General features: G+C 61.3%; 18 protein-coding genes. 11 read left to right on the top strand and 7 right to left on the bottom strand.

Translation table 11 applies throughout. The features are described 5' to 3' along the window. Positions 1–18 precede the first annotated feature (18 nt). Positions 19–1,758, bottom strand: coding sequence for a heparinase II/III family protein (locus ACR0KM_RS09070; RefSeq protein ID WP_480858715.1), 1,740 nt, complete (start codon positions 1,756–1,758; stop codon positions 19–21). 88 nt (positions 1,759–1,846) lie between these two features. Next, entirely contained in the window at positions 1,847–3,106 is a 1,260-nt protein-coding gene (locus tag ACR0KM_RS09065) for an RsmB/NOP family class I SAM-dependent RNA methyltransferase (protein WP_480858714.1), read from the bottom strand. Positions 3,107–3,197: 91 nt separating this feature from the next. Here ACR0KM_RS09065 and ACR0KM_RS09060 point away from each other — a divergent pair, with 91 nt between their 5' ends. After that, the gene (locus ACR0KM_RS09060) at positions 3,198–3,380 is read left to right on the top strand and encodes a DUF1674 domain-containing protein (protein WP_480858712.1); all 183 of its coding nucleotides are present in this window, start codon (positions 3,198–3,200) and stop codon (positions 3,378–3,380) included. Here ACR0KM_RS09060 and ACR0KM_RS09055 read toward each other — a convergent pair. Next, positions 3,377–4,237: a LysR family transcriptional regulator gene (locus ACR0KM_RS09055; protein WP_480858710.1), complete on the bottom strand. Its 861-nt coding sequence runs from the start codon at positions 4,235–4,237 to the stop codon at positions 3,377–3,379. The genes ACR0KM_RS09060 and ACR0KM_RS09055 overlap by 4 nt on opposite strands. 99 nt (positions 4,238–4,336) lie before the next feature. Between ACR0KM_RS09055 and tmpA the strand changes: the two genes are divergently transcribed. The 4 genes from tmpA (at position 4,337) to ACR0KM_RS09035 (ending at position 7,678) form a co-directional block, all read left to right on the top strand. Beyond that, on the top strand, positions 4,337–5,473 hold the full coding sequence (gene tmpA / locus ACR0KM_RS09050; protein WP_480858708.1) for a 2-trimethylaminoethylphosphonate dioxygenase: 1,137 nt from the start codon (positions 4,337–4,339) through the stop codon (positions 5,471–5,473). Further along, positions 5,470–6,060 (top strand): (R)-1-hydroxy-2-trimethylaminoethylphosphonate oxygenase, encoded by a 591-nt coding sequence (tmpB, locus tag ACR0KM_RS09045; RefSeq protein ID WP_480858706.1) that lies wholly within the window; start codon positions 5,470–5,472, stop codon positions 6,058–6,060. The genes tmpA and tmpB overlap by 4 nt, the downstream gene beginning before the upstream one ends. Further along, positions 6,057–6,725 carry an ureidoglycolate lyase gene (locus ACR0KM_RS09040; protein WP_480858704.1) on the top strand — a complete coding sequence of 223 codons (669 nt, stop codon included), beginning with the start codon at positions 6,057–6,059 and terminating at the stop codon, positions 6,723–6,725. Before tmpB ends, ACR0KM_RS09040 begins: the two co-directional genes overlap by 4 nt. 92 nt (positions 6,726–6,817) lie before the next feature. Continuing rightward, on the top strand, positions 6,818–7,678 hold the full coding sequence (locus tag ACR0KM_RS09035; protein ID WP_480858702.1) for a hypothetical protein: 861 nt from the start codon (positions 6,818–6,820) through the stop codon (positions 7,676–7,678). Here the strand turns inward: ACR0KM_RS09035 and ACR0KM_RS09030 are convergent. Continuing rightward, positions 7,675–8,358, bottom strand: coding sequence for a DUF2306 domain-containing protein (locus ACR0KM_RS09030; protein ID WP_480858701.1), 684 nt, complete (start codon positions 8,356–8,358; stop codon positions 7,675–7,677). The genes ACR0KM_RS09035 and ACR0KM_RS09030 overlap by 4 nt on opposite strands. Positions 8,359–8,900: 542 nt before the next feature. Beyond that, entirely contained in the window at positions 8,901–9,710 is an 810-nt protein-coding gene (gene dapB, locus ACR0KM_RS09025) for a 4-hydroxy-tetrahydrodipicolinate reductase (protein WP_480858699.1), read from the bottom strand. 91 nt (positions 9,711–9,801) lie between these two features. On the opposite strand from dapB, the gene rbfA reads away from it, so the two are divergent. The 6 genes from rbfA (at position 9,802) to rpsO (ending at position 13,950) form a co-directional block, all read left to right on the top strand. Then, entirely contained in the window at positions 9,802–10,197 is a 396-nt protein-coding gene (rbfA, locus tag ACR0KM_RS09020) for a 30S ribosome-binding factor RbfA (protein ID WP_010438628.1), read from the top strand. After that, positions 10,194–10,934, top strand: coding sequence for a phosphodiester glycosidase family protein (locus tag ACR0KM_RS09015; protein ID WP_480858697.1), 741 nt, complete (start codon positions 10,194–10,196; stop codon positions 10,932–10,934). The genes rbfA and ACR0KM_RS09015 overlap by 4 nt, the downstream gene beginning before the upstream one ends. 54 nt (positions 10,935–10,988) lie before the next feature. Beyond that, entirely contained in the window at positions 10,989–11,894 is a 906-nt protein-coding gene (gene truB / locus ACR0KM_RS09010; RefSeq protein WP_480858695.1) for a tRNA pseudouridine(55) synthase TruB, read from the top strand. 21 nt (positions 11,895–11,915) lie between these two features. Further along, a complete protein-coding gene (locus ACR0KM_RS09005; RefSeq protein WP_480858693.1) occupies positions 11,916–12,419 on the top strand; it encodes a DUF1643 domain-containing protein in 504 nt (167 codons plus the stop codon). Between the two features lie 95 nt (positions 12,420–12,514). Continuing rightward, positions 12,515–13,537: a calcium-binding protein gene (locus ACR0KM_RS09000; RefSeq protein ID WP_480858691.1), complete on the top strand. Its 1,023-nt coding sequence runs from the start codon at positions 12,515–12,517 to the stop codon at positions 13,535–13,537. Positions 13,538–13,680: 143 nt separating this feature from the next. After that, the gene (rpsO, locus tag ACR0KM_RS08995; RefSeq protein WP_008757925.1) at positions 13,681–13,950 is read left to right on the top strand and encodes a 30S ribosomal protein S15; all 270 of its coding nucleotides are present in this window, start codon (positions 13,681–13,683) and stop codon (positions 13,948–13,950) included. An 86-nt stretch (positions 13,951–14,036) separates the two neighbouring features. On the opposite strand, the gene ACR0KM_RS08990 is transcribed toward rpsO, so the two are convergent. Further along, positions 14,037–14,939 (bottom strand): hypothetical protein, encoded by a 903-nt coding sequence (locus ACR0KM_RS08990; protein ID WP_480858689.1) that lies wholly within the window; start codon positions 14,937–14,939, stop codon positions 14,037–14,039. Between the two features lie 188 nt (positions 14,940–15,127). Further along, on the bottom strand, positions 15,128–16,729 hold the full coding sequence (locus ACR0KM_RS08985; protein ID WP_480824296.1) for a BCCT family transporter: 1,602 nt from the start codon (positions 16,727–16,729) through the stop codon (positions 15,128–15,130). Between the last annotated feature and the right edge of the window lie 302 nt (positions 16,730–17,031).

Below are 17,031 nucleotides of genomic sequence, written 5' to 3'. Positions count from 1 at the left end.
CCAAAGGTCCTTTTGGCGTCAGTCGAATACGGGCTCGTCCCGGTGCGTGTCCCGCACGGCATAGGCTGTATCCTGAGCCTTCCGCAGCGTCCACCGGATGCGCGTCGCATACTCCATTGCGCGGCCGGATAGAACGATCTGTTTTGTCGCGCGTGGCTTCAGGCGGCCTTTTTCAAGATAAACGCTTGGTTCAACTGACAACTTTCCGATGTTGTCATGGCGGAAAACCCAGATCTCGCCGCTTTTCAGCGCCATCGACACCGCAGCGCCCCCCAGATCCAGCGCCGCATCGACGTCGGGATGCAGGTGAAAGCGGATGTCAAAACCGATCCCTTTGAGGTTCGCCGCGTCCATCGCCCGGTCAAACTGCCGCTTGGCCTTGTCGGTGGCGGTCAGCAGAATATCCTCGCCCACCAATTCGCGCCCGTCAAAACGCAGTTCAAGCGTGCGGGCATGGGTCAGGCCGAAGACCTTGGCGTACCCGTCATGGCCGGCCATGAACCGGGTGCCCTCGAAGGCGTCCTCGAAATCCACCGGCACGTCTTGCGGGCCATCGACTAGCGCCTCATGCGCAGCACCTTTCATCGGCGCGGCAAGGCGGGCGCTGGAATATCCGTCAACGCATAATGTCGAATGCGAGGGCGTTGCCCGGCCCGCCCGGCGCCAATCCTGCCCGAAACTGCCGCCCGAGCCGCAATTCACGATCAGCGGACGGCGGCCCGAGGTCAGCTCGAACGCAAGGGTCGAGGCATGGGCGTTATAAGACGCGGTCCCCTTGGGTGGTGCGCTGGCATCCACCAGAACGGTGGTCCGCGACGCCGCCAGCCGTGCGAAGCCCATCGATAGGTCCGAATGGTCCTGCGGTTTCACCCCGCTATGAGCCAGCGCCTGATCCAGCCGCCCTTCAAGCCCCCGCCCACCACCATGGAACCGCGCCAGTGCGCCATCCGCATGTCGCAGGTTGCGCAGGGTCGGCGCGATCCGCCGGATCGCCTCGGTCTGGGCCGCAGGCGTGCCGCGCCCCACCTCGCTCAGTGCGGCAGAGGTCCAGGCCAGCAGCGTGAAAACCTCAAGCAATTCCTCGGGGTTTCGGGTCGGAATACCCCCTTCGGCATCAATCTGGCGCTGGCATTCACGGGCCAGCGCCTTGAGTGCAGGGTCGGCCATCTGTTCCAGCCCGTCCAGCGCCAGCCCAGCTTGCACCAGACCGCCCAGCGCCTCGAACCGGGGCAGGCCCGGCGTAGCCGCAGCCCAGCGTTTGGACAGGAACCACGTCTGCTGCGCCAGCGACCGGAAGAACAGCTTGCTGTGCGCCTCATCCATTCCGCGCAGCAGGAACAGGGCGTGGTTGATCCAGCGCATCACACGTCGCCCGGTCAGATCGGGGGCCCAACCGGGGCCATGCCCGCACCCATGCGCCTCGATCCAGCCCCAGACCCAGCGCTGCGCCTTTTCGCGCGCGCGGTAGTCTCCGACGGCGGCCAGATCGTCGAGCCATGCGAATCCGTGGCGCTCATTGTCGAAATCGGCACTGGGGGCGATGACGTCCCAAAGCTCGGTATCTTCGGCCTCGACCAGATAGCCCGCAAACAGCAGGTTGCCGGCGACCAACTGCCGCCCGCGCGCGAACGAGCCCACCGTGCGCGGCTCGGGCTGGCCGACGAAACCGGCGACCGGCTTGCGCCGTTGGCTGAGGCGCGCATAGAGACGGTTCTGAAACCGTGTCCAGCGATTGGCCATTGGGTCCGAGTTTGACATGACGCTTGCGATTCTGCCCCTTGCGCTCTGCGGGCGCTTGAGCACACGATAGACCGGTCCGTTCGTCAAGTCATCGAAAAGCGTCGCCTCAGGCGGATTTGTTCAGACAGGCGATGTAGAACCCGTCCATGCCGCCTATGTCGGGCCAGTAATCGGGGCGCAGACGCAGGCCGCCCTCCTCGGTGATCCAGTCGCTTTCAATGCCCGCAATATCCAGCGCGACACGGTCAGTTTGCATATCAGAATGCTGTTCCAGCGCCTCTTCGATCTGTACCTCGCCCTCATCGGGCAACAGCGAACAGGTGCAATAAACCAGCCGCCCTCCGGGTTTGAGCAAAGACCACGCATGGGCGAGCATCCGCGCCTGCAGATCCATCAGCCCGCCGAATTCTGAGCCGTCCTTGGCAAAGGGCAGGTCCGGGTGGCGGCGAATGGTGCCGGTCGCCGAACATGGCGCGTCCAGCAGGATGGCGTCGTATTCGCCCTGATGGTCCAGCGCATCACCGGCGATCACGGTGGCCTTCAGACCCGTGCGTTTCAGGTTCTCATGCACCCGCGCCAGCCGCGCCTCTGAGATATCCAGCGCCGTGACCTCGGCCCCGGCCGCCGCAAGTTGCAAGGTCTTGCCGCCCGGCGCGGCGCAGAGGTCCAGCACCTTTTCCCCCGGCTTCGGGGCCAGAACCCGCGCAGGCAATGCCGCTGCGGCGTCCTGCACCCACCAATCGCCACGGTCATATCCCGGCAGGGTCGATACTTGCCCCGCATCCTGCAACCGGACCGAGCCGGTGGGCAAGGCGTCTCCGCCCGGGGCCTCGGCCCCCGGTTTCAGGGTCACATCCAAAGGCGCACCGTGGAAATGGGCCTGCTCCATGCCCTTCACCGCATCCTCACCCCACGCCATGATCAGCGGGTCGCGCAGCCATTCCGGCAGGCGAGGTACGCGCATCTTGGGCCATGCTTTGGGCCCATCAGCAGCGATCTTGCGCAGGACCGCGTTCACCAAACCCTTGAGCCGCCCATGCTTTCGTGACCGCCCGATAATCTCGACCATCGCATTGACGACCCCATGAGCCGCCTCGCCCTGACACAGCTCGATCGTGCCCAACCGCAGGGCATTGTGAACCGTCAGCGCGGGCGTCTGTCGCAGGTGATCCGCCAACAGCCGGTCGGCGCGCTCCAGCCCACGCAGGGTTTCAATGGTCAGCCGCTGCGCCCGCGCACGATCTTCAGGAGTCAATCGATCCAGCGCCCCCGCCGCCAGACACTCGGGCAGCAGCCGCCCCTCGCCGAGTATCTGATCCAGCAGATAGATGGCGCTGCGGCGCGCGGCGGTTGCGGAATTTGACATGATGCTGGTTGCCCCTGATGACCTTTGCCCGCATTGCCTTGGGCGGACGAGGGCGTATATCAAGGCGCGGAACGGAAAGGAACCCGATCTCATGAGTGACGAGCACAAAGACCTGCCCCCCGCCGCCCAGCGCGCCCTTGCCGAGGCCGAGGCCCGTCGCAAAAAGGCCGAGGCCGAGGCGAAAGAGCAGCCCAAGGAACTGGGCGGGCGCGACGGCCCCGACCCGGCCCGCTATGGCGATTGGGAAAAGAAGGGCATCGCCATCGACTTCTAGGCCGCACCCCGCAGCGCCAGCAGGAAATCGTCAATCAAGGCCCGCTGGCGTTTTGACCGCACCCGATCCTCGGGCCATGTCAGCCAATAGCCGTCTTTGGTCTGCAACTCAGGCAAGTTCAGACGGCTCAGCCGCCCCGTCTGCAGGTTTCCCGCCGCCAACGGCACCGAGCCCAAGACAATCCCCATCCCCTGCCGCGCAGCTGTGATCGCGTGGCCAACAGAATCGAAACTCAGCCGCCCGGTCGGCAATTCCTCGACCCCGGCAATCCGCGCCCAATCCTGCCAACCGGGGCGTTCTCCGCGCAGATCAATCAGCGGCGCACCCCATTCGACACCAGGCGCAGCCATCGGGGCCAGTACCTCGGGCGCGATCAGTTTCGCCTCGCGACCGGACCAAGACCCGCGACCATAGCGTATTTGCAGCCATGTGCGTTCTTCCTCCAGCGACGATCGGCGGGCCATGGAATCGGTCATCACCCGCACTTTGGGCCGTGCCTCCAGAAACGCGGGCAAGGCGGGCAGGACCAAAGCATGGATGTGCGACGACAACCCCGCCACCCGCAATTCGCGGGGGGATTTGCCGAACAGGTCCTCGGTATTGCGCTCCAGCGCCTGCAGGCTGTCCTGCACCAGCGGCAGATAGCTTTCGCCTTCGATGGTCAGAGACACCCCCCGCGCCTCACGCACGAACAGCGACCGGCCCAGCCACGCCTCAAGATTGCCGATCCGCTGGCTGACCGCTGCCTGCGTCAACCCGAACTCGCGCGCGGCGGCGGAAAAGCCGCCCAACCGGCCTGCGGCCTCGAACATGCGTAGCCAATCCAGAGGCGGCAATCCGATCTGTTTCTTAGCCATAAGATTTTCCGAGCCTCAGTCGCAATAAGGATTAATTGTCGTAATGCCATGAACCGCGTATCTCCTCAACCAAAGCCCGCGCTGAACAGGAGAGACCCGATGCTGCGCACCGCCACCTTCGATCCGTCCGTTGTCACCGTTGAATTCGCCGATGGCACACGCTCCCGCTTTCACGCCATCTGGCTGCGCGACAACGCGCTTGACCCTGAGACCCGCGCGCCGGGCAATGGTCAGCGTCTGATCACCATCGGCGACATCCCCGCTGATACTGCGATCAGCGCCGCCGAGGTCACCAATGGCGATCTGCAGGTCACCTTCCTACCTGAAGACAAGACCGTCACCTTCCCCGCCGACTGGCTGGCCAAGAACAGCTATGACCGCGATCAGAGCACCGAATTCGGGCGCATCGCCCCCGGCATCACCACATGGGCGCAGGGCATCGAAGCCCCCAGCGGAGATTGGGCGCAGGTTCACACGGACCCGACCGCCAAGCGCAACTGGCTGGCCGCCGTTGCCGAATACGGTTTTGCCAAGCTGACGGGCGGCCCGACCGAACCGGAATCGCTGCTGCGGGTGGCGGACCTGTTCGGCTATGTCCGCGAGACCAACTATGGCCCCTATTTCGAGGTACGCACGGAAGTGAACCCGACCAACCTCGCCTATACCGGGCTGGGGTTGCAGGCCCATACCGACAATCCATATCGCGATCCGGTGCCGACGCTGCAAATCCTCTACTGTCTTGAGAACAGCGCCGAGGGCGGTGACTCCATCGTGGTCGACGGGTTCCGTGCCGCTGAGAAGCTGCGCGATCAGAACCCCGAGGGCTTCGCCCTGCTGGCAGGCTATCCCGCGCGGTTCGAATACAAGGGCTCGGACGGGGTCTGCCTGCGCGCACGCCGCCCGATGATCGAACTGTCCCCTGATGGCGAGTTGATCGGCATCCGCTTCAACAATCGCTCGACCGCGCCGCTGGTCGACATCCCGTTCGACAAGATGGAGGCCTATTATGCCGCCTATCGTCAGTTGGCCGAGATCATCGACGACCCGGCGATGGGCGTGTCGTTCAAACTGGAGCCCGGCGAAAGCTTTATCGTCGACAACACCCGCGTCCTGCACGCCCGTCTTGGGTACTCGGGCGCAGGCTCTCGCTGGCTACAGGGATGTTATGCGGACAAAGACGGGCTGCTGTCCACGCTGGCGGCAATGGAGATGGCGCAACCGGAGGCGGCGGAATGAAACCCGATTTCTCGACCCTCACCCGAGACAATATCGTGGCCTTCATCGGCGATATCTTTACCCGCCGCGGCGGCGAGGAATATCTGGGCGAACCCGTCACCATGGCCGAACACATGCTGCAAGGCGCAACCATCGCCGAACAAAACGGTATGCCCGAGGAAATCATCGTCGGCGCGCTGCTGCATGACATCGGCCACTTCACCTCGGAATTCGGCACCTACCAACCTGACGACACAGAAGACCGGCATCACGAAGATGCAGGGGCCAAAGTGCTGGAGCAGTTCTTTCCCTCGGTCATCACCGATTGCTGCCGATACCATGTGGCGGCCAAGCGCTATCTCTGCGCCACAAAGCCCGAGTATTTCAACCGCTTGTCAGCCGCCTCCGTCCACACGCTGGAATTACAGGGCGGCCCGATGAGCGCCGAAGAAGTCACCGCGTTCGAGGCCAACCCGAACCTGAAAGAGATCATTCAGGTGCGATATCTGGATGAGGCCGGCAAGCGCGCCGATATGGAAACCCCTGATTTCGCTCATTTCGCCCCGATGGTGCAGCGTATGGTCGACAAACATATGGAGGTCGCATGAACGCCCCCGAATACATCTTTGAAGCCAGCACCAAGCCCTCTCTGCCCTGGCATGAGGTTCCCCTGATCCGGGCCACCGACGAATCCGTCAAGGGCTATGGCTGTCTGGTCGATGACCCCGAAGGCTTCGAGATCGAGATCGCCCGCTGGCCGCAGCAAGGCTGGCGGCCCATCGACGAGGGCACGGGTGACGAAGGCGGCTGGGTCGAAGGCACCTTCCACGGCGAATGGAAGGGCGATGTGCTCTATGGCAGGAACGAGGCGGTCGGCGGCCACTATGTTCTGGGCTGGTCCACCGACCCGCAGCAGGCGCAGGCGGACCGGCAAACCGCGCCGCGCGATCAGGTCTTGCTGTGGCACATGAATTATCACCCCGATGGCGGTCAGATGTTTTGGCCGTTGGACAACAAACCCTTCATCATCCCCGCTGCCCTGCCGGGTGACAATCTGACACCGGAAAAGGTGGTGGCCTTCTGGTGTGACGGCTCCAAAGGCCTCTATATCCATCCCGGCATTTGGCACGAGGGGATTTTCCCGGTCGAAGACACCCAGCGGTTCCTTGATCGTCAGGGCGCAGTTCATGCTCGTGTCAGTGCCGATATCGGGCAGGAGTTCGGTGTCTACCTCGCCTGCCCGCTGCGCGCGGATAAGATCAAGGACCTGTAAGGACACACCCTTTGGGGGCGTTTTCAGATTCCCTTAACCTTTGCCGCAAACATCTGCGATACTCTCCTTGGGCGTGTGCGATGGAGGCAAAGATGGCATTGAACCGACGGAAACTGGTCCAACTGGGAACCGCAGCCACGGCAAGCGCGGTGCTGCCGCGAATTGCCCTTGGCGCAACCGGCAACAATGACGCGTTCGAGGCTCAGTTTACCGACACGCTTGATCGCTTGCGCGCGGCCTATGCCGCGCTTGGTTTCGCCGAATCCCCGCCTCTGTCAATCGCCACCGGTGATGCGAACTATAACGGCGGCCTGCGGCACGACTTTGATCAGGATGCTCTGCCGACGAACGCTTTCATCATCCAACCTCTGGCCCGTGTCGGCGATGTCGACGAAAGAACCCGCCCCGATATCCTGCCTCTGTTTCACGAGGTCGGCTGCCATCCGGGCGGAACGGTCACGGGTCGAGAGACGACCCAGCTGATGCTGCAGCTCCTGACCGAGACCTTCGGCCTCGACCCCGCGCGCATCGCCTTTGTCAGTGTGCCGCAGGCAGAAGATATGCGCCCCGTGCTGGACGGCTTGAACCTCTCCTTCGCTGAAAAAGTCCTGCTGCGCGACGAGGCCGAGGCGCTGGCCGCCCGCGATGCCTCGGGCTATTTCTTTCCCGACCCATTTGGCGAAGAGTATCTGGTCACGATGGGCGTCTATTACCGCGTTGGCGACCAACCCGAACCCGCGCCAACAGCCTATCCCCCATCGGCCAACTGGACCGAGATCGGCGAGATCATCATCGGCGGTGAGGTCGCGCCGTTGGGTATTTCCATCGGGGCTGAACGGCTGACCTATGCGCTGACCGGGCAATTCCCGACATGGGATCAGAGGTTGGGCGCGCTGTTTGCAGAGGCCGAGCACGAGGGCACCAATCCACCGGGGCTTGCTGCGTTCCGTTAGGGCCTTTGAGGCAAATCACCTTGATGCAAGGGGCGTTTGCACATGACCCAGACTTGCACACCGACAAGGTAGGGTACAAAAAACGCGAAATTCTGCACCAGATCGAACGAGCCCGAGAAATCGGGCTCGGACCCCAGCCCACCGGTCAGCAGATACCAAAACGTGTAGTGCAGCCGATACAGCCACGATCCCAGCGCCAGCCAGAACAACCGCAACCCCCACGCCCAATGACCCGCGCGATCCCGGACCAGCGCCATACGCGCAACCATCAAGGCCGAAGTGAACAGGCACAGACCATAGAGGAAGAAAGCCGCAGACATCACCGGCCCACCGATTGTGCCGCGCAGCGGGATATAGGTCATGCCCGCCAGCCCGGTGATCAAAGCCAGGGTCACCAGCACTTTGCCCAACAGCCGGTGAAACCCTGTGAGTTTACGCCTCAGCCCTTTCAGCAGTTGCAGAGGAACCAGCACCAGCATCACCGTGCCAGCAAAGATGTGCAGCATCATCGCCGCGTTTCCGACGTCTTGCCCCTTTTGGAACAGGTAGCTGCGTTGCGGCGCATCCTCGGACAGCTCGACACCAAGCATTCCGAACCCGTGCACAACAAAAGGCAGCAGCGTCATATAGAACACCGCCAGCAACACTCCAAAGACTACGGTGGATACTTTAGTCTCCATGGTTCGAGCCTAGTGCTGCAAAAGAGGGGGTCCACAGTTTTAGAACGAGACTTACTGTTTGGCGTCAAAAAGAGGTTTCTGCTACGCTTCGACCGTCTGAGATCGAGCCTCATTAAGACTGCGTGGCCTCAACCGATATTGTGATTAAACATGAAACAAGGAAGAACATGCTAACATTGTTTTTGTTCATGTCTGGCTTCGTTTTGATCATGGTTCTGACGTCGTGGGCTATTATGATTTTTCTGACTTCGGTTTTTCCGATATTCAAATTTAAGGACGAGTTTATTGATTTCTGGATCAGAACAAGAGGCGCACCGCCATCACGCAAGCAATTGCTTCTGAACGCCCATGGGGCAGGCAACAGCTGGTTCAGGAACGAAATATGCGATGATCTAAACGTGCCCAACGGAATTCGAATCGTGCCGAATTCCAACCACTTCCACTTTTTCATGATACAGTTTGTTTCGCTTTTCACAGCAGTGCTATTCTGGATTATGGTGTTCATTGTTTTTGCTGTTGTAACTGCCTACTTCTAGCACCACCTACAACCCCAGCACATCCACCATATCATACTGACCCGGAGCCTTCCCCTGCCCCCACAGCGCCGCCTTGAGCGCGCCTCGGGCAAATATGGCGCGGTCGGTGGCCAGATGGCGCAGGACGATGCGTTCTCCGGGGGCGGCGAACAGGACATCGTGTTCGCCCACGATGTCTCCGCCGCGAATGGCGTGGAATCCGATATCGCCGCGCTTGCGGGCGCCAGTAATACCGTCGCGGGCGCGGTCGGACACGTCCGCCAGATTGACCCCGCGCCCTTCGGCGGCGGCTTCGCCCAGCATCAGCGCGGTGCCCGAGGGCGCGTCGACCTTGTGGTGGTGGTGGCCTTCGATCACTTCGATGTCGAAATCTTCGTCCAGCGCAGCGGCGACCTTTTTGGTCAGTTGCACCAGCAGGTTGACGCCAAGGCTCATGTTGCCCGCCCGCACGATCACAGCATGGCGCGCGGCGGGTTCCAGCGCCGCGATCTGCTCATCCGTCATGCCGGTGGTGCCGATCACGTGTACACACCGCGCTTGCGCCGCCAGCGCGGCGAACTCCAAAGTGGCCTCGGGCGCGGTGAAATCGATCACCGCCTGCGCCTGCGCAAAGGCCTCCAGCGGGTCGTCCATGACAGTGACGCCGAGCGCCGCTCCGCCCATCGCTGTACCCACATCCTGACCAATCCAGTCATGGCCTTTGCGTTCGACCACCCCGACCAGACGCGCCTGATCGCTGTCGGTCACGGTTTTGATCAGCATCTGCCCCATCCGGCCCGAAGCCCCTGTGATGACGATCCCCGGAATATGGGTCATTGCTTTGTTCCCTTGTTGCAGTCGGCTCAAAGCCTCCTACCCCGTTCGCGCCCGCTTGGCAAAGCCACACTTTGCGCTTAGATCGGGGATTATGGCAAAGAACAAATTCCACGATGGCCCCGGCCCGTCCCAACGGCAACTGCGTGTCGGCGAACTGATCCGCCGCACTCTGTCCGAGGTTTTGGCGCGCGGAGATGTCCACGACCCTGACCTGAACCGTATGTCGATCACCGTGGGTGAGGTGCGCACCTCGCCTGACCTGAAGATCGCCACCGCCTATGTGCTGCCTTTGGGCGGCAAGGGGCAGGAGGATGTGATCGAACTGCTGGCCCGCAACAAAGGTGAGCTACGGCGCATGGTCGGCAAGAAGGTCGGCCTGAAATTCTCGCCCGATTTGCGCTTCCGTCTGGACGACACGTTCGACCGTCTGGATGACACCCGCCGCATGTTCGAACAGGACGCGGTGCGCCGCGATCTGGACGAGTGATCCGAGCGCTTGCCACTTTGGGCGCGGTCTTGTGGGCCGCGCAGGCTGGCGCGGTGACTTGCGAGAAGGTCACCCATGAGGACAAACGCTACACAGTCTGCGAGGTGGATGCGTCGGAAGATTTGCGCCTGTTTCTGAACGATGCGGACGGAGAGGTGCTGGGCCACTTTTCCAGCGTAAACGAGCTGCTGGCCGCGCAGGGCAAGCGCCTCGCCTTTGCGATGAATGCGGGCATGTATCACGACGACCGCTCGCCCGTCGGTCATTATGTCGAGAACGGGCAAGAACAGATGCGCGTCATCTCGAACCCCGGTCCCGGCAATTTCGGCCTGTTGCCCAATGGTGTGTTCTGTATCCGCGATGGTCGGGCGGACGTGTTCGAGACATTGGACTATATCGACCAAGCCCCCGATTGCCGTTTCGCCACCCAATCCGGCCCCATGCTGGTGATCGACGGAGAGCTGCACCCCCGGTTCCTGCCCGATTCGACCTCGCTTTTCGTGCGCAACGGGGTGGGCACCAGCGATGATGGGACGCGGGTGGTCTTTGCGATCTCTGAGGATTACGTCACCTTCCACGAATTCGGCAGGCTGTTTCGTGATGTGCTGCAGACCCCGAACGCGCTGTTCTTCGACGGCAATATCTCGCGTCTCTATGACCGCGCGGGCAACCGGTCGGATATCGGATTCTCGCTGGGGCCGATTGTCGGCGTGGTCGAAGACGTCCCTGCAAATTGACAGGGCCGAGGCGATCCGTTACCCCGCGCGCCTTGGCAAGATTCTGGGTGAACTATGGGACGCAAACGCAAGGGCCGCGATATCTCGGGCTGGCTGGTGGTGGATAAGCCTGCGGGCATGACCTCGACCGCCGTAGTGAACAAAGTGCGCTGGGCGATGGACGCGAAGAAAGCGGGCCACGCGGGTACTCTGGACCCCGAAGCAACCGGGGTGTTGGCCGTGGCCTTGGGCGAGGCGACCAAGACCGTTCCCTATATCACCGACGCCTTGAAAGCCTACACCTTCACCGTGCGTCTGGGTCAGGCCACCAACACTGATGACGCCGAGGGCGAGGTGATTGCAAGTAGCGATGCGCGCCCTACGGATGAGGACATCAAACAGGCGCTCAGCCCGTTTCTGGGCGATATCATGCAGGTGCCACCCAAGTTCTCGGCCGTGAAAATCGACGGCCAGCGCGCCTATAAACTGGCCCGCGATGGCGAGGACGTGGAACTGTCGGCCCGTCCTTTGTGGGTCGAGGAGTTGATCCTTGTCGACCGCCCCGACGCCGAGCACGTGGTGCTGGAGATGACATGCGGCAAGGGCGGCTATGTGCGGTCCATCGCTCGCGATCTGGGTGCGGCTCTGGGCTGTCATGGCCACGTCAAAGAACTCCGCCGCATCTGGTCCGGCCCGTTCGAGGCCGAAGACGGTCTGTCCATCGAACAGATCGACGAAATGGCCAAGACCACCGCGCTGGACAAATACCTACACCCGCTGGAAACCGGCCTCGCCGACCTGCCCGAGTTGAAATGCACCCCCGAAGGGGCCACCCGCCTGCGCAACGGCAATCCGGGCATCGTGCTGGCTTCGGACGTCGAATACGGCGACGAGGCTTGGGCCTCGCTGGATGGCAAGGCTGTGGCCGTTGGCATTTACAAATCCGGCGAATTGCATCCCAGCCGGGTGTTCGTTTCCTGACCCGCGTGATAGGCGAAGGGCATGATCACCCGAACGCATACCAAGGGCGACGCGCCCTCGACCGCCGTCTATTCCGATTGCGAAAAGTATCGCTATAGCCTGACCCGCATTTGGGACTCCGCGGGACGTAAAGCGCTGTTTGTGATGCTGAACCCCTCGACCGCGACCGAAGTGCAGAACGACCCCACGGTCGAACGCTGCGAACGCCGCGCGCGGGCGCTGGGGTTCGGGGCGTTTCAGGTCACCAACATCTTCGCCTGGCGCGACACCGATCCGCGCAAAATGCGCGCCGTTGCTGATCCGGTCGGTCCGGCAAACGACGCGGCCATTCTGGACGGCGTCAAATGGGCCGATCAGGTCATCGCCGCATGGGGTACCCATGGCGCGCATCTGGATCGCGGCCCGGCGGTTGAAAGCCTGCTGCGGGACACCGGGCAGCCGCTGTTCCATCTGGGGCTAACCAAGGACGGGCACCCGAAACACCCGCTCTATATCGCCTATACCCAACAGCCCGAACGCTGGTGACAAAGGGTTAACCACGCCCCCAACTAGGTTTTGACCAAGTACCTGACACCATGAGATATTTCACACTCGGTGCATAGTGAATGCGGAGCGGTGTCATGTTTCTGATCGGGTTGTTTGGGCTGGCCGCCATCGGCGGCGCCGCCTACGCAATGGGGGGCATCCTCACCCCCGAAGAAGAGGTCGAGGAAGAGGACAACCAAATCGAAGAGGCGGTCGAAGAAGACCTGACCGAGGGCAATCTTCTGGAACCCGACGACATCCCCGACAATCCTGCCGGTTCTGAACCGGCGGGAACGGGTGAGGTGATCTCGAACCACGACGGTGATCTGATCATCGCCGGGGAAGACGGCGCAGATGCGTTGTGCGGGCAGGAAGGTGACGATCAGATCAACGGATATGGCGGCGATGACCGGATCGACGGCGGTGCGGGGCATGATGTTCTGCATGGCGGCGCCGGGGATGATGTGATCCTGGGCAGTACGGGAAATGATGTGCTGCATGGTGACGGTGGTGCGGACACTCTGCGTGGACAGTCGGGAAATGACACTGTGTATGGCCATTTCGGCGCGGATCACTTGCAAGGCGGAGAAGGGGACGATCAGCTCTTTGGTGGGCAGGGTGACGACAGGCTTGACGGCGGCAGCGGGGATGATGCGCTACAAGGCGGCAAAGGCGCGGATTATCTGGCAGGCGACGCCGGAGAGGACGCCCTGTTCGGTGGCGACGGCGACGATATCCTGACAGGCGATGATGGTGAAGGCGAAGACTCGCGCGATTTCCTGAATGGCGGTGCGGGCGATGACATCCTTCTGGCGCAGGACGGCGACGTGGTCACCGGCGGCGAGGGTGAAGATCAGGTCGTCCTGCAGTCAGAGCCCCCGGAAGACAGCGTGACGATCATGGACTTCGAGGTGGGGCAGGACAAGCTTCTGGTCACCTGGGACGGCGCTGACGATCCCGCTATCGAAATCGAAAAAGACCCCGAGACCGACGATTTGACCCGCGTGCGCCTGAACGGCGAAGAGATCGCACAGCTTTATGGCGCAGAAGGCTTGCGCATCGAAGATATTCAGCTGGTGAGCGAAGCGCATCTGGCCCGGCTGACCGCCACGGGTTAGACGCAGAAACCCTTTGCCATTGTCGGCAAAAGCGCCTATACGCGCCCATCCGCATCGGAATCAGTGCGGTTTTCTCCATGGGCCTGTGCTGGACGACATCCCGGCCTGCGCCATTAACGCTAACCTTTTACAAGGAGACCCCGATGTCGATTACTGCCGCTGAAAAAGCACGCGTCATGAAAGAATTCGCAACCAAGGACGGCGACACCGGTTCGCCTGAAGTTCAGGTTGCCATCCTGACCTCGCGCATCACCACCCTGACCGAGCACTTCAAGACCCACAAGAAAGACAACCACGGTCGCCGTGGTCTGCTGAAGATGGTTGCCCAGCGCCGCAAGCTGCTGGACTATCTGAAAGGTAAAGAAGAAGCGCGTTACCAGGACCTGATCAAAAAGCTGGGCATCCGCCGCTAAGCGGGTTCGCAGGGCTCACTCAGCCCCTTCGGCCAGCCTTATGTTCCAAGCGCCCGCCAGATTTGGCGGGCGTTTTCAATTTGGTATCAAATGGCCTGCCACTTCTTGTACGTGTCGACGGCCAGAGCGGTGTCGATGACGAACATCGCGACCGCAGCGACCATCGCAACCATAGACAGCCAGAACGACCCACTGGCAGAGGCCAGCGCCAAGGTCATACCGCCCACACAGGTCGCGATCGCGGCAGCCTTCTCAAGACCGCTCATATCGGTCAGCACGATACCTGCGAGTTTGGTGAACCCAACCGATGCTTTGGCCACGCCCAGCATCGCCTTCATCTTGGCCACATCGCTGCCCGCCTTTCCCGCCTTGGCGATCGCACCTGCGTGACGGCTGATCGGTCCGCTGCACTTGACCGCGATACCCGCGCCAGCCTTGGTCACCGTCTTGCTACCCAGCGCCTGATACACACCCAGAGCCGCCATCGCCATGGTGATAATATCGGCGAAAGCCTTGGCTGCAGCTCCGATAAAAGTGTGCAGCGCAGCCTTCTTGCGCTTACTTTTACTGGACCCAAGCGGTGCACCCAGCAGTGGCGTATCTCCCTGCATCAGGATCAGGCTATCCGCCGTTTCTTCGACCGTGAAGGGCGCGTCATCAATTGGGACGGTCGCCGCATCAGCTTGGGAAATAGGATCCGGCGACAGAAAACGCGCCTTGATCTGCGCCTGCTGATCTTCAGGAAGCGAGCGAATCTCGGCTCCCTCGTCCGAGGCATAAAGCTCTTCCCAAGCGCTTTCCATGATCGCGGCCACCTCGGCCTCGGTCGGTTCAGCGGCAGGGGCTGTAGCCATCAGTGGCATGTCGGGGGTTGCGTCGATATCCACATCTTCAACCGCGTCTTCAGGCAGTTTGTCGAGCATCTCGACAAAGGACTCATCGAATACGTCTGGGTTAAATGAAATGCCCGAGGCGGAATGAAGTAGCATGCGTATACCTTTTCCAGAGATAGAACCAATAACCACAGACAATACCGAGATTTCGCATCCCGGCTGTGGCGCAGATCACACTGGCAAACAAAGGCAGCTTTGTCTTCGCCGCTTGGGCGATCCGCTTGTATCAAGGCAGAAAAAACGCCCACCGTGGGGCGGGCGTTTTTGTTTCGTACAGTCCAAGACTACATTTTCGCCTTTTCCGATTTCAGCGCCAGCCACAGGCAATAGCACATCATCAGTACCACCAGCGTGAACGGGATACCGGTCGAGACCGCAGCCCCTTGCAGAGCAGCAAGACCGCCACCCAAGAGCAGCGCGATGGCGACCAGACCTTCGAGCGTACACCAGAACACACGCTGGATCACGGGCGCGTCCATCTTGCCGCCAGCCGTGATCGTGTCGATCACCAGCGAGCCGGAATCGGACGAGGTGACAAAGAACACCACGATCAGGATCAGCGCGATGGGTGCAATGATGCCGTAAAACGGCAGCTCTTTGAGGAAGCCAAACAGCGCGCCTTCGGGGGCATAGCTGTCGATCACCGTGGCACGGACACCTTCGGCACCGCCTGCGTTCAGCATATCGATGGCGGCTCCGCCAAAGGTCGACATCCACAGCGCACAGACCGCCGTCGGCGCGAGCAGCGCGCAGATGACGAACTCACGCACCGTGCGGCCCTTCGAGATGCGCGCGATGAACATGCCCACAAACGGCGACCATGCGATCCACCAGGCCCAGTAAAACGTTGTCCAGCCGTGGAAATAGCTGGTGTCTTCTCGTCCGAACGGATTCGACAGCGCCGGTAGATGTAACACGTAATCCACCATCACGTTGAAGTACCGCGCAATGGCGGTGCCGACGCCGGTGACCACGATAACGAAGATGAACAGACCCACGGCCATGATCATGTTGATCTCGCTCAGCCGTTTGACGCCCGCATCCATGCCCAGCAGGACCGAGCCCAGCGCGATCAGCGTGATCCCGATGATCAGCAGGACCACGACCGTTGGGCTGGGTTCGATGCCGAACACCTCGTAGAGGCCAGCGGCAACCTGTTGCGCGCCCAGACCCAGCGATGTGGTCAGACCGAACAGCGTGGCAAAGACTGCCAGCGTGTCGATCATATGGCCCCACCAGCCCCAGACACGCTCGCCCAGAATCGGATAAAAGGCCGAGCGCAGGGTCAGCGGCAGGTTGAGATTGTAGGCAAAGATCGCAAGGCTCAGGCCCACGGCCGCATAGACCGCCCAGCCTTCGAGGCCCCAATGGTGAATGGTCCCGACGATGCCTGCATATTCATTACCGGGAACCGCGATATCGATACCCAGCGGCGCAGCGTTGCCACCTTCTGCGAAGTTGTAATAGACCGGTTCCATCACGCCAAAGAACAACAGCCCGATGCCGATACCGGCGGCGAACATCATCGCGATCCATCCGGCATAGGAATAGTCGGGCTTGGCATCCTTACCACCGATCCGCACCTTGCCCACCGGCAGGATGATCAGTGCCAGACAGAACAGAGTGATCGCGTTGACCGACAGGACAAGGAACCAGTCGAAGGTACTGGTCAGCCAAGGCCGGAGCCAGCCAAAGAACGCGGCGGCTTCCTCTTGATTGGCCAGAGCGATCAGAACGAACGCGAAAATCAGCACGCTCGAAATCAAAAAGACCGGGTTGTGGATGTCCAGACCGAACGGTCGGACATTGTCTTGCCCAAGCTCATATTCGGTCTCGAAGTCATAAATCCGCGGATCCGGATCCAGCATTTTCTTGGTTTGAGCCATTCGTTTGCCCTTCTGTTTGCTAAGTGCAAACGCCAAGGTGTTCGGCCGGCGGGCGTATAAGATAGTGCTGTCCCTGGCGTCATTCCGTCTGTTCTACCGCGGGCCTTAGGATAACAGCCTATACCGACATCGAAATTTCACAAAACGTATTCCATTTTTGAAATGTATTGAACACTGGAACTCGGTGTCAATGGTCATTCGACATCCAGCCCCAACGCCTGATCGCGGCGCATTGACTACCGGTCTGAACTGTGACCGGTTCCCCTTTCCTTTCAACACATTCTCATGTATGCGCGCGGGTA

Source organism: Ruegeria sp. G10 (assembly GCF_056533645.1).
The sequence above is the reverse complement of the archived record's forward strand: the minus strand, read 5'-3'. Positions and strand labels throughout refer to the sequence as shown.